The following is a 13,143-nucleotide window of genomic DNA, read 5'->3' as shown; positions in this document are numbered from 1 at the left end:
TGGGGACTGGGTGCTGGTGCCAAAGGAGCCTTTGGAGTTTGTGCCTCGGGTAAGCCCATATCGCGGTGAGACTGCCCTAGTTTTCAGGAGCTACGGGGGCAGGGGAGTAGAATGGGTGCGTGGCTCAAGAACGAATTATTCTCTATTACTGCTTTGCACCCGTGACCGATCCCAAGGCGGTCATGCTCTGGCAACGTGCCCTGTGTGAAAAACTGGGGCTGACCGGTCGCATCATCATCTCTAAGCACGGTATCAACGGCACCCTGGGCGGTGACATCAACGCGCTCAAACAGTACGGCAAGACCACCCGCCAGTACCCTGGCTTTGAAAAGCTGGAACTCAAATGGTCTGACGGCGGCGCGGCTGACTTCCCCCGGCTGTCCGTTAAGGCACGCGATGAAATCGTAGCTTTCGGCACCCCTGATGAACTGGTCGTTGATGAAAACGGTGTTGTGGGCGGCGGCGTCCACCTCAAGCCCGAAGAAGTCAACCAGCTGGTTGAAGAACGCGGCGATGAAGTGGTTTTCTTTGACGGGCGCAACGCTTTTGAAGCGAAGATCGGCAAGTTTAAGAACGCTATTGTTCCCGATGTTCGCACCACCCACGATTTCATCGAAGAAATCGAATCGGGCAAGTACGATGACCTCAAAGACAAGCCCGTGGTCACCTACTGCACCGGTGGCATCCGTTGCGAGATTCTCTCTGCTCTGATGAAGAACCGCGGCTTCAAAGAGATTTACCAGATTGACGGCGGCATCGTTCGTTACGGCGAAAAATTTGGGGATAAGGGCCTCTGGGAAGGCTCCATGTACATCTTCGATAAGCGCATGCACGTGGAATTCTCACCGGACACCGTCACCATCGGCCAGTGCGAGCACTGCGGTGCCCCTTCTAACAAGTTTGAGAACTTGGATGTAGACGGCAAGCGCGATTTGGTGTTGCTCTGCGGCGACTGCGCCAAGAAGGCACTAGCCGAGAGGGACGCGGTCAGCGCCTAGTACCCTTAGCGGCAACTGCCAGAAAGCCCACCTGCTCTAATGAAAGGTGGGCTTTTCTGTATTTGAAGCGCCCCTGGGCTAGAGTGGATGTCTATGAATAGCCCTGCCTCTACCTTTGAAACAGCCCTGATTGAGTACGGCACCTTTATGGTTGCCGGCGTGGCCGCACCTGCCAGCGAGCAGAGCGTCTTTAGTGACCGGTGGCAGGAGCTTTACGAAAAACTAGAGCAGGGCGAGAACGGCGCCGCAAAGCTGGCTGCGGTTGAAAAACTGCAGCGAGTGGGCGTCATCATGCCCGACGCTGATGATGCCGGAGTCACCTACACCGCTGGTTTCATCGTGCCCGGTGGAATCAAGGACGTCGCTGCCCTGGGACTAACCGGGGTAATGGTGCCTGCCGCCATGTATGCCACGGTTCTGGTTCAAGGAGCTGTACTGCCCGGTGAGAACCCCCAGCACATCAAAGAAGGCTTTGAACACCTGCATACCGAGTTTCTGCCCTCAAAAAACCTGGTGCCTACCGGCGTCCACCTGGAGGTGTACGGGCCTGGTGAGATGACCAGTGAGAATTACCGCATGTACCTGTGGACAGCCACTACTTCTGCATAAATAAAGGTATGGCCCCTACACCAGTCGGTGCAGGGGCCCTTTGAGCGGTGTATCCCTCAGACGCTGAGGGTTACTTGGTCTGTGGTAGTTTCTCCCAGGGCTCTATGCCTCCGGCAACCTCATAGAAGAGGGGGTGCAGGCGCTGTGCCGGTGGATTGGAGAAATGGTCCAGGCGCGGGTGGTTTTTTACCCCTTGGTGAGGCCCTGCAGAACTTTCTGCGCCAGCAGCGTTTCACGCCAGCAGGCGACCAAGCCCTTGGCATCCAGCAGGGAGGGGTGCACTGACCAGATACGCACTTAGGAAGCCTCGGACCTACGGGCAAGAGCAGCTTCAAGACGCTCAACTTTTCCCGTGAGCTCGCCTGAGTCATGGCCGGGGCGAATGTCAGCTTTGAGCACCAACGACACGCGACTACCGTGCTTACCGACTGCTTCGGTGGCTGCCTTGATGACGGCCATGCACTCATCCCAGTCACCTTCAATGGTGGTAAACATGGAGTCAGTCTGGTGGGGCAGACCGGAGTTACGGACGATTTCCACGGCCTCTGCGACGGCGTCGTGCACTGAACCGCTGGGATCGCCCCCGCCGGTGGGGGCTACTGAGAAAGCAAACAACATAGGAATTAGCCTAGTGCAGTCTGCCGCAGCCGTACAGGACCACCTACCACCGTTCACTTCCTGCGGTTCAGTGAGCCTGGAGGTGCGAAGATAAGCGCCCTCCGGGAACAAACCTGACTGCTTCCTGAGATAATGGGGGTGTGACTGATTTTTCTCGTATTGATAACGCCCCTGTTAGTGCCGATCCTGCCGCGCTCGCAACCCTTAACGCTGCTCTGAAAGCGGTGAACTACACCTATGACGGTGTTCAGGAGCTACTGGGCGATGGTCCTTTTGATGCCATGGCCAGGGACCAGGTGGTTCCCGGTGTGTACCGCATTGGCCAGGTGCTGGGGCGGGAAGCTACATCTGAGAGTTTCACCGCGGCTGACCGCGCTCTTGCTACCGTGGTTAGCCTCTTTTTGCTGGCTCAAGAATGCGAGGTAGCTGATCTTGAAGCTGCCCTTGGTACGGGCTCTGCGCAACTCCTCGCTGAGCTGGGCTTGGCAGTCAGGACGGCGGGTGGCGCTCTTGCCACGGTAGACCTGCGCCCTCATGCGGCCGATGATGGCACCGAAATTTATGTGGCCAGTGATTTGGGCGCTCATCAGCGTGAGGGTGTGCTGCGCCGTGACCATGTGCTGGGCATTGGGCATGCTTCGCTGACTCTGGCGCAATTGACCGAGCGCACCCCGGTAAATCGCGCTCTTGACCTGGGGACCGGGTGCGGTATTCAGGTCTTTCACCTGCTCGCCCACGCCCAGCATGTAACCGCGACCGATATTTCTGAGCGGGCACTCGCTTTTACTCGTTTTAACCTGCTGCTCAACGCTGAAGCGCTACAGATTGATCCCCGCAACATGGAGGCTCGCGTGAGCCTACGACTAGGGTCCCTGCTGGAGCCGGTGGCTGGCGAAACTTTTGACCTGGTGGTCTCCAACCCTCCCTTTGTGATTACTCCACGCCGTGAGGGCGAAGTGGTCGCTGATCAGTACACGTACCGTGATGGTGGTATGGCTGGTGACGGTATCGTTTCCACTCTGGTAGAACAGCTCCCCAGGGTGCTTACCCCCGGCGGGCGTGCCCAGATGCTGGGTAACTGGGAAATACCGGTTGCTACTGCCGAGCAAGAGAGTGACTGGTCAGCGCGTCCCCGTGCCTGGGTAGGGGAGCAGACTGAGGCCTGGTTTATTCAGCGTGAGGTGCTGACCCCTGAGCAGTACGCAGAAACCTGGTTACGCGATTCTAGTGAGAACCGCGATGCGGCTGCTTATACCGAGAGCTACACGGCTTACTTGCGAGACTTCGCGGCGCGCGGTGTGGAGTCGGTGGGTTTTGGCATGATCTGGTTGCGCAAGCCTGCTGCGGCTGCCACCGGCGAGCGCCTGCATCGTTTTGAAGAAATTACTTACCCCATCCAGCAACCTATTGCCTCTTTCATCACCGAGGCAGTCGCCCATTATGATGCGGTCACGGCCATGACCGATGAACAACTGCTGGCACAGCATCTGGTGGTAGCGGGGGATGTAACTGAGGAGCGACACGCTACACCGGGTTCAGAGCACCCCTCCGTCATTTTGTTGAGGGCGGGCGCCGGGCTGCGTCGCACGATTTTGGAGACCACTGAAACCAGCGGCTTCGTCTCAGCATGTGATGGTGATTTGTCCGCTGGTCAGATTGTGAGTGCACTTGAAGCCTTGCTGGCTTGGGAGGACGACCAGCCACGTCGCGTATTAATAAGTAATATTCGGGAACTCTGTGAGAAAAGTTTTCTGCGGATTGACAGCTGAGATTTAGACTGGGGCAATGAACGAGAACCCCATTAAAACTCTGGATGAAGACCGCTGCTGGGAACTGTTGAACCAGCATAAAGTAGGCAGGCTAGCCCTGGCAGCTGGCGGTGAGATTGATATCTACCCTGTAAATTTTGTGGTGCACGAGCGCAAAATTTATTTCCGCACTGCGGCTGGCCAGAAACTCTCTGAAGTGGTCATTAGCCGCAAGGCAGCTTTTGAGATCGATGAGATCGTTGATGGGGTGGCACGGTCGGTCGTGGTGCGCGGAAACGCCAACTGGTTGACCAGCGAAGCCGATATCAGCGCCGTTGAATCGCTGGGGCTCAAAGCCTACGCGCCAACCTACAAAACCAACTGGGTTGAGATCGAACCTACCGGGGTTTCTGGCCGTGAATTTGAGATTGGGGACGAGCCAGATCACGATGAGCTTATCGTTGGCTAAGATTCCTCGCCTGCCCACCGTTCGGCGAGTAACAAGCTAACCTCACAGTGGGTACTGTGTAGGCGGCGGTGGGCAAGTGAGTTATTGTTGTGGGTATACGCGCAAAAACGGCGCTAGGACTGTCTGAACACTAATCCAAGGAGCACAGTTGCCCACTAAGGCTACCTCTGAACACGGCAGGTCACTGCTGATTGTGGAATCCCCCTCAAAGGTAAAAACGATTAGCGGCTACCTTGGTGATGCCTTTATCGTTGAGTCTTCCATGGGGCACATCCGCGATCTGCCTCAGCCTTCAGAACTGCCGGATGAGCTCAAAAAGAGCCCGGTGGGTAAGTTCGCCGTTAACATTGATGAGGGTTTTACGCCCTATTACGTGGTGAATTCAGACAAGAAGAAGAAGGTCACCGAGCTTAAGCGCCTGCTTAAAGAGTCTGATGCTCTTTATCTGGCAACTGATGGGGACCGCGAAGGTGAAGCTATCGCCTGGCACCTTCTTGAGGTGCTTAAGCCCAAGGTCCCGGTTTATCGCCTCACCTTTCCTGAAATCACCAAAGAGGCCATCGAGCGCGGTTTTGAGAACCTGCGTGAAATCGACAGTGACCTGGTGGATGCCCAGGAAACCCGCCGTGTACTCGACCGTATTTACGGCTATGAGCTTTCTCCGGTGCTTTGGCGCAAGGTATCCCGCGGCCTCTCTGCGGGCCGTGTGCAGTCGGTGGCAACCCGCTTGGTAGTTGAGCGCGAGCGTGAGCGTATGGCCTTCCGTTCCGCAACCTACTGGGACCTGACCGGTACTTTTGCCACCTCAGACAATCAAGCTTTTACCGCCAAACTTTCAGCGGTTGATGGCGCTCGTGTTGCAACCGGCAAGGATTTTGCTGATAGTGGCGAATTGAAGCCGGCTTCAGCTGGTAAGGTCGCCCACCTGGATGAGGCCGCCGCCAGTTCATTGGCAACCGCCCTGGATAAGGCAGCCTTTAGCGTCCGCTCGGTTGAAACCAAGCCCTACACCCGCCGCCCTGCCGCGCCTTTTACCACGTCGACCCTGCAGCAGGAAGCGGCGCGTAAGCTGCGTTTCTCTTCCCGCTCCACCATGCAGGTAGCTCAGCGGCTCTACGAAAACGGTTACATCACCTACATGCGAACCGACTCGGTAGCCTTGTCTGACCAGGCCACCAAGGCAGCACGCAAGCAGGCAACCGAGCTCTACGGTGCTGACTTTGTGCCCGCGTCCCCTCGCGTTTACAGCTCAAAATCAAAGAACGCCCAGGAGGCACACGAAGCAATCCGCCCTGCAGGCGATTCCTTCCGCACACCAGATGCCGTCAAAAATGCTCTAAGCATTGATGAGTTCCGCCTCTATGAGCTGATTTGGAAGCGCACTGTGGCCTCCCAGATGGCCGACGCTAAGGGCTCCACCGCCTCCATTCGCCTGGGCGCAACCGCAACTGATGGGCGTGACGCTGAGTTCTCTGCATCCGGCACCGTCATCACTTTCCGCGGCTTCTTGGCCGCCTATGAAGAAGGTAAGGACGTAGCCCGCGGCGAAGAAGGAAACGCCAAGGACGGTAAAGAAGATAAACGCCTGCCCAACCTGGCAGAAGGTCAGGGTCTGACCGGTAGCGACATCGCAGCCGCCAAACATGACACGTCACCGCCTCCGCGTTATACCGAAGCCTCTCTGGTCAAGGCGATGGACGAGCTGGGTATCGGCCGCCCCTCCACTTACGCGGCAGTTATCTCAACCATCATGGACCGCGGTTACGTTAATAACCGTGGCGGCGCCTTGGTGCCCTCCTGGGTTGCTTTCTCAGTGGTGCGCCTGCTCGAAGAGCACTTTGCTAAGTACGTAGATTACGAGTTCACTGCAGAGATGGAAGAGGACCTGGACCGCATTGCTCGCGGCGAAGAGGCCCGCACCACCTGGCTGAGCAACTTCTACTTTGGTGGTGATGCCAAGCGCGGTCTCAAGCCCATCGTAGATAACCTGGGCGACATTGATGCCCGCGCTATCAACTCCATCGAGGTGGCTCCCGGCATCAACCTGCGTGTGGGTAAGTTCGGCCCCTATCTTGAAGCCGGTGGTGAAGTTGATACCGAAACTGGCGAAATCAAAGACCCCGTGCGCGCTAATGTGCCTGCTGACCTTGCCCCCGATGAGCTGACCGAAGAAAAGGTCGCTGAGCTCATGGAACAGGGTAAGAACGATGGCCGCGAACTGGGTGTAGACCCCGAAACCGGACGCACCGTGGTAGCGCGCGATGGCCGTTATGGCCCCTACGTCACTGAGGTCATTCCCGAGATGACCGAAGAGGAAATCGCTGCCTGGATGGAAGCGCAGCCCACCGAGTACTACAAGAACGGCCGCGCTAAGCCGAAGAAGAAGCCCAAGGCGGAAAAGCCTCGCACCGGCTCCCTCTTCAAGTCCATGGACCTTGCTACCGTCACTCTTGAAGATGCCCTCAAGCTCATGAGCCTGCCCCGCGTGGTCGGTACTGATGCTGAAGGTGTTGAAATTACCGCGCAGAACGGCCGCTTTGGCCCCTACATGAAGAAGGGAACTGACTCCCGCTCACTGGAGACCGAGGACCAGATCTTCAGCATTACCCTGGAACAGGCGCTAGAGATTTACTCCCAGCCTAAGCAGCGTGGCCGTGGCACCGCTAAGCCACCCCTGGCTGAGCTGGGTGTTGACCCGGTTTCTGAGAAGAAGATTGTGGTGAAGGACGGACGCTTTGGCCCCTACATCACTGACGGCGTCACCAACATAACGGTACCCCGCAGCGAGACCATCGAGTCACTGACCCACACCCGCGCGGTTGAACTGCTAGCTGAGAAGCGCGCCAAGGGGCCGGTAAAGCGCAAGACTGCGGCTAAGAAGCCTGTTGCCAAGAAACCGGCAGCTAAGAAGACAACCGCCAAGAAGGCTCCTGCAAAGAAAAAATAATATTCATCTGACTCATGAGAGAGGAACACACAAGAGCACGCTGCAGACCCTCTTGCCCCGGCTCGCAAGGGCAATTCACGCCCAGCCTCGCATGCTCGGCTGATTCCGCACACTTTTTGTTTCCTCGCGTGCTCGGAAAAGTGTGCTCCCTCGAACCAGTAGCGTTCTCTTGTGTGTTCCTCCTCTGGTAGACGTCTGATGGTACTTGCAGGAATAATACGTCCCGCGGGTACCAGACCAGTCACCCCAACCGGCAGCAGGGCAGTAGACTAGTCCTAGCTTTTTTCACTCACTACTGGGGGTTGCCATGCGCTTGGGCGTACTAGACGTTGGATCCAATACTGTTCACCTGCTGTTATTGGACGGTAGCGCGGGGAGCCGCCCTGAGCCTTATGCCTCCCACAAGATGGGGTTGCAGCTGGTTCGCTATATTGATGCGGACGGCAATATCAGCGATGAGGGGCGTGATAAGCTTACCGAGTTTGTGGGTAGCGCCCTTGATTTCGCGATTGAGAACAACGCTGAGGATCTGCTGGCTTTCGCCACCAGTGCTATTCGTGAGTCCACTAACGGAGCTGCTGTTTTGCAGCACGTGCAGAATAAAACCGGAGTGACCCTCACCGAGATTTCCGGTGATCAGGAAGCTGCGATTACCTACCACGCTGTGCGTCACTGGCAGGGCTGGGGCGCTGGCCGCATCCTGAACTTTGATATTGGCGGTGGCTCTTTTGAGTTCTCTACCGGTGTGGACGCCTTCCCCGATGACGCTATTTCAGTGCCGCTGGGCGCAACCCGCCTGACCGGTGACTGGTTCAGCGGCGAAATGCCCACTCCTAAAGAAGTGAAGAAACTGCGCAAGTACACCCGCGAGGTGCTGGAACCCGTTGCTGAAGATCTGCTGGCCTACGGGCAGCCCCATATGACGGTGGGAACGTCCAAGACCTTCCGCTCTCTGGCGCGTATTTGCGGCGCTGCTCCCTATTCTGCCGGCCCCCACGTCAAGCGTGAGATGCGTTTGGAAGACCTGCGCCTGTGGGCCCGCCGTATGGAGGCCATGTCACCGGCTGATCGGGTTGATCTACCCGGAGTCTCTGAGATGCGCTCACGTCAGATTCTTGCCGGTGCTATTGCTGCGGAAGCCGCTATGGAGGTCTTTGGTATTGAGGTGATGCGTGTGAGCCCCTGGGCACTGCGTGAGGGGCTCATCCTGCGCCGCCTTAACCATTTCGCTACCCAGGGCACCGCTAATATGATTAGCCCTAAATCGATCGCTGAGGGTGCCCGCCGCTAGCCGGGGGCTCTCCCTATCTCACGGTGGTTGGCCCATGCTGATAAGCGGAGGGACCGGTCAGTGCCCTTGCCCATCGGTGAGAAGTTCTAGAATGGGTACAGACACCGTCACCGGGAGGTAACCATGACCGAGCAGAACAGCGCCGATCTGCAGGCAGTAGAGCAGAGCCAAGCTGGAGAGAGCACACGCCAGCAGGTTCCAGTGGCTCTCTCTACCTCTTGCCTCTTTCCTCTGGGTGTGCCAGAGACCTTCCAGACTGCGCTGGAACTGGGTTATGACAGCGTCGAGGTCATGATTACCCACAACGTGCTGAGCCAGGAGCCTCACGACCTGCTGGATTTGATTCAGAAGTATCAGTTACCTATCTCAGCGATCCACGCCCCCACTCTGTTGCTGACCCAGCAGGTTTGGGGCAGGGCTTGGAACAAGATGCAGATGGCCGCCAAGATGACCAAGGCAGTGGGGGCTGATGTGGTGGTAGCTCACCCGCCCTTCCGCTGGCAGAAAACCTACGCTAAGAACTTTGTGGCGGGGGTCCGCGAGATTTCCCAGCTAGAGGGCGTCAAAATTGCGGTGGAGAACATGTACCCCTGGTCAGTGAAGGGTAAGGCCGTAGAGATGTACGCCCCGCACTGGGACCCCTCCAAGTTTGATTATGACTGGATGACATGGGATTTCTCCCACGCTGCCGCCGCTAATGATGATTCGCTAGAAGCCGTCAAACGTATTGGTTCCCGGCTAGGTCACGTGCACCTGACGGATGGATCCGGTGACAAGGTCATGGACGAGCATCTGGTGCCGGGTCACGGTTCTCAGCCGGTTGCTGAGACTCTGCAGTACATTGCAGCCAGCGATTTTGACGGCGTAGTGTGTGCAGAAATTTCTACTAGTAAGGCTAAGGGCACGGCTGCGCGCGATGAGATGCTGGCAGAGACACTTGCCTTCGCCCGCAAACATTTAGCGCGCTAGATTCATTCTTCGACAGGACGGCGGGTCGCGGCTGAGAGCTGAAATCAAACAAGGTCACCCCGTGGCATGAAAAAATGAAACCTGAGTCACACTAAGGAGATGAGGTTCTAATGACCACGGTAGCTTTTATCGGTACAGGTTCTATGAACGGTGCCATTGCGTCTGGCCTTCTGGCGTCCGGCTTTGACCCTGCTAAGATGCGTGCCACGGTGGGTTCTCATGCCAGCATTGAGAAATTGCGTGCCCGCCTGGGGGAAGGGTCTGAATCTGTCACGGTTCTGGCGGGTGAAGACGATCCCCAAGCTAATCTGAGCGCAGCCCGCGGTGGAGATATTATTCTGCTGGGCGTCAAACCCTACGATATTTTGGAGCGTGCCCGCGAGATCGCGCCGGTGCTTTCCCCCAACGCAGTCGTTGTTTCGGTGGCGGCTGGCATAACGCTTGAAGCATTAGAGAAGGCTCTGCCTGAGGGACAGCCTGCCGTGCGCTGCATGCCCAACACGCCCTCGCAGGTGGGCAGCGGCGTTCTGGCTGTTTCGATAGGGCAGGCGGTTACTGAAGACCAGCAGGAGGCTGTAAAACAGGTGCTGGGGTCGGCCGGTACGGTGGTTGAAGTGGCTGAAGAGCAGATGGGTGCTGTCACTGCGGTGTCTGGCTCAGGGCCTGCCTATGCCTTTCTGCTAGCGGAGACCATGGCTGCTGCCGGGGTCAAGCTAGGGCTGGATGAAAAAACTGCTACCGAGCTCGCTGCAGCAACGGTTGCTGGAGCTGGTTATCTCTTGGAAGCTGACCCCAACCCCCAAAAGCTGCGCAAAGCGGTGACGAGCCCTCAGGGGACCACCGACCGCGCTATCAGCACTTTTATAGACCGTGGAATCTTTGAGCTAACAGAATCTGCTATGCGAGCCTGCGCTGAGCGTAATGAAGAGATGACAGCGGAGTTTAGCCGGTAAACCGGTTCATCAAAGCTGAGTGAGCATTAGGTGTGGAGCCTAAATGATTAAACGCTGAAGGCCAAGCCGTAGGGAATCGGCTTGGCCTTCAGATTCCTGTTTCTGAAGAAATCAGAAGCAGGAAGTGCTCTCCGCTGAGGCTAGACGGCATTAGGGGGAACCGTCAGTGAGCCAAAGCTTCGAGCTACTTGAACGGGTTCGCGGACCGTTCAGTAATCACTCGCACCTTTAGAGGTAGTTATAACTATATGTCATATATGGCAAAAGCGCACACTGGCCTGCAAAAAAATGCTCAACAACTTAACATAGGTAAATATTTTAATTTCTAAGCTGTGCAGGGAATGGTGGGTTATCATTCCGCTACTTGGTATATAGAGTTCAATTAGGGTCTTGCTGCAAAGCGCTCAATCAGATCAACCTGACCGGAAACAATCAACAAATCCCTTGATGAGACGCGGGTTTCGGGGGTTGCGTAGGTAATTTCTTCACCGGGAGATTTGACCCCCACAATGGTCACACCGTACATAGAACGTACATCAGATTCAGCCAGGGTGAACCCGTGGGTCTCCTTGGGTGGGTACATTTTGACAATGGCAAAATCATCATCCAATTCAATGAAATCTAACAGCCTTCCCGAGAGAAGGTGGGCTACACGAGCGCCAGCGTCCGATTCAGGGTAGACCACCTTGTGCGCGCCGATACGGGAAAGGATTTTGCCGTGAGAGGGGGTTATGGCCTTAGCCCAGATTCGTTCAATGCCTAGATCGACCAGGTTTGCGGTAATCAAAACAGAAGCTTCCACCGAGGTTCCTACGCCAACCACTGCTGCGGTGAACTCGTGTGCCCCTAGCTGTCTCAGGGCATTCATGTCGGTGGCGTCAGCCTCAACAATATAGGTCAGATCCCCGGACCACTTTTGAACCAGGGCGGGATCTTTTTCTATAGCGAGAACCTCTTGGTTCTGGCGTACAAGTTGCGCTGCTGTGGCTGTACCAAAGCGCCCAAGCCCGATAACGAGCACGGGGGCACTGTGGGGGTGCTGAGGGTCTTTTCTAGCCAATGATGGGCCTCTCTTCTGGGAACTTGTAGAGCCTGCGGCGAGAACGCATAGCAAGCCCCGTTGCAACGGTGATGGTGCCGACGCGGCCGATGAGCATCAGGATGGAGAGTAGGTATACACCGCTGTGAGGTAGCTCGGCAGAGAGCCCGGTGGACAGGCCGCAGGTTGCATAGGCTGAGATGACCTCGAACAGAGAACGATCAAATGATGCTCCACTCATGAGCATAATTGCTGCGGTGCCAATGAAGACGAAGGTCGCGCTCATCATAATGACCGAGATAGCGATACGTAGGACGGTGTCCGGGATGGTTCTTCCGAAGGCAACCACGAACTGGTCACCGCGGGCCTCTGCCAGAATGGCGAGGAAAACCACGGTAATAGTGGTGATTTTAATGCCACCGGCGGTGGATGCTGAGCCGCCGCCGATAAACATCAGCAGGTCGGTCAGTAGCGCGGTAACCGGGTTGATATCGCTCATATCAACGAGGTTGAAACCACCGGAGCGCGTCATGATGGAGGCAAAGGTTGCGTTCAGAACCTTGTCGGCGACGCTCAGTTCACCAATGGTTTTGTTGTTGTTCCATTCCAGCGCTCCCCAGGCGAAGGAGCCGGCGATAAAAAGTACCAGGGTGCCGATGACGGTGAGTTTGGCGTTGAGGTTCCAGCGGCTAAAAACTGCCAGGTTCTGTTGGAGAACCAGAATGACGGGGAAGCCCACCGAACCGATAATGACGCCAAGGGAGATGGGTATAAGAATCCACAGGTCATGGCCGTAGGGCACGATTCCGTCTGAGTGCGGGGTGAAGCCGGCGTTATTGAAGGATGAAACGGCGTAGAAGATGCCGTGCCAAATACCCTGGTCCAGCGACTCACCCAGCAGGAGAAATCGGGGTATTAAGACCAGCGCAATGGTGCCCTCAATGACGATTGAGGTAACGGCAACGGTGCGCAGCACGGACCCTACTTCACCCAGTCGCCCGATGTTCATTGATTCCTGCGTGATAATTCTTGACCGCAGCCCCAATTTTCTACCAACAGCGAGAGCCAGGATTGAGGTCAGTGTCAGGGTGCCCAGCCCGCCAATTTGGGAGCCCAGCAGGATCATGAGCTGCCCGAAGAAGGTCCACTGTTCAGCGGTGGATACCGTAGTAAGGCCGGTAACGGTCACAGCGCTGGTGGCAGTGAATACAGCGTGGTGAAGCTCCACCCGGTGGCCGTCCTGAGAAGCGATGGGCAGGGAGAGCATGATCGAGAAGAAAGTGATGACGAGGATGAAAGCCGCTATTGCGGTACGGGAGGACGAGGAACCCACGACCCGGTCTATCAGGTCGCGCAGGCTCTCAAAGCGCTGAATCAACAGCTTAATCCCGGCTGAGGACCGCGATTCCTTACCCTCTCGGGCGAATTGAGGTTGCTCCTTGAGCTCTCCCTGCTGTGGTGTGGGCACCTTCCACCTCCTTCAATGCTCGACGTTTCTAAGC

11 protein-coding genes and 1 pseudogene are annotated in these 13,143 nt (G+C 56.6%); 8 read left to right on the top strand and 4 right to left on the bottom strand.

The annotated features are described in order from the left end of the window. Nucleotides 1–119 precede the first annotated feature (119 nt). Both trhO and L6990_RS01995 read left to right on the top strand, forming a co-directional pair. Nucleotides 120–998, top strand: coding sequence for an oxygen-dependent tRNA uridine(34) hydroxylase TrhO (gene trhO / locus L6990_RS02000; RefSeq protein WP_237202390.1), 879 nt, complete (start codon nucleotides 120–122; stop codon nucleotides 996–998). A gap of 93 nt (nucleotides 999–1,091) precedes the next feature. After that, the gene (locus L6990_RS01995) at nucleotides 1,092–1,607 is read left to right on the top strand and encodes a GyrI-like domain-containing protein (RefSeq protein WP_237202389.1); all 516 of its coding nucleotides are present in this window, start codon (nucleotides 1,092–1,094) and stop codon (nucleotides 1,605–1,607) included. Nucleotides 1,608–1,767: 160 nt separating this feature from the next. On the opposite strand, the pseudogene L6990_RS01990 reads toward L6990_RS01995, so the two are convergent. Together L6990_RS01990 and L6990_RS01985 are read right to left on the bottom strand one after the other, a co-directional pair. After that, nucleotides 1,768–1,904 (bottom strand): annotated as a pseudogene (locus L6990_RS01990) (pyrimidine dimer DNA glycosylase/endonuclease V); the annotation flags it as partial. Beyond that, the gene (locus L6990_RS01985) at nucleotides 1,905–2,225 is read right to left on the bottom strand and encodes a thiamine-binding protein (protein ID WP_237202388.1); all 321 of its coding nucleotides are present in this window, start codon (nucleotides 2,223–2,225) and stop codon (nucleotides 1,905–1,907) included. 140 nt (nucleotides 2,226–2,365) lie between these two features. Between L6990_RS01985 and L6990_RS01980 the strand changes: the two genes are divergently transcribed. From L6990_RS01980 to proC, 6 genes are all read left to right on the top strand, one after another. Beyond that, entirely contained in the window at nucleotides 2,366–3,994 is a 1,629-nt protein-coding gene (locus L6990_RS01980) for a DUF7059 domain-containing protein (protein WP_237202387.1), read from the top strand. A gap of 16 nt (nucleotides 3,995–4,010) precedes the next feature. Continuing rightward, nucleotides 4,011–4,442: a pyridoxamine 5'-phosphate oxidase family protein gene (locus tag L6990_RS01975; RefSeq protein ID WP_237202386.1), complete on the top strand. Its 432-nt coding sequence runs from the start codon at nucleotides 4,011–4,013 to the stop codon at nucleotides 4,440–4,442. A 148-nt stretch (nucleotides 4,443–4,590) separates the two neighbouring features. Next, nucleotides 4,591–7,389 carry a type I DNA topoisomerase gene (gene topA, locus L6990_RS01970; protein WP_237202385.1) on the top strand — a complete coding sequence of 933 codons (2,799 nt, stop codon included), beginning with the start codon at nucleotides 4,591–4,593 and terminating at the stop codon, nucleotides 7,387–7,389. Between the two features lie 307 nt (nucleotides 7,390–7,696). Beyond that, entirely contained in the window at nucleotides 7,697–8,680 is a 984-nt protein-coding gene (locus L6990_RS01965; RefSeq protein WP_237202384.1) for a Ppx/GppA phosphatase family protein, read from the top strand. A gap of 123 nt (nucleotides 8,681–8,803) precedes the next feature. After that, on the top strand, nucleotides 8,804–9,649 hold the full coding sequence (locus L6990_RS01960; protein ID WP_237202383.1) for a sugar phosphate isomerase/epimerase family protein: 846 nt from the start codon (nucleotides 8,804–8,806) through the stop codon (nucleotides 9,647–9,649). Nucleotides 9,650–9,759: 110 nt separating this feature from the next. Continuing rightward, the gene (gene proC, locus L6990_RS01955) at nucleotides 9,760–10,602 is read left to right on the top strand and encodes a pyrroline-5-carboxylate reductase (protein ID WP_237202382.1); all 843 of its coding nucleotides are present in this window, start codon (nucleotides 9,760–9,762) and stop codon (nucleotides 10,600–10,602) included. A 382-nt stretch (nucleotides 10,603–10,984) separates the two neighbouring features. Here the strand turns inward: proC and L6990_RS01950 are convergent, their stop codons facing one another. Next, a complete protein-coding gene (locus L6990_RS01950; protein ID WP_237202381.1) occupies nucleotides 10,985–11,662 on the bottom strand; it encodes a potassium channel family protein in 678 nt (225 codons plus the stop codon). After that, nucleotides 11,655–13,109, bottom strand: a complete 1,455-nt coding sequence (locus L6990_RS01945) for a TrkH family potassium uptake protein (protein ID WP_440480472.1) — start codon at nucleotides 13,107–13,109, stop codon at nucleotides 11,655–11,657. The genes L6990_RS01950 and L6990_RS01945 overlap by 8 nt, the downstream gene beginning before the upstream one ends. Nucleotides 13,110–13,143: the final 34 nt, after the last annotated feature.

This window comes from Rothia endophytica (assembly GCF_928381505.1).
GTDB lineage: Bacteria > Actinomycetota > Actinomycetes > Actinomycetales > Micrococcaceae > Rothia > Rothia endophytica_A.
Note: the sequence above shows the minus strand (reverse complement) of the source record. Positions and strands in the feature narration are given on the sequence as shown.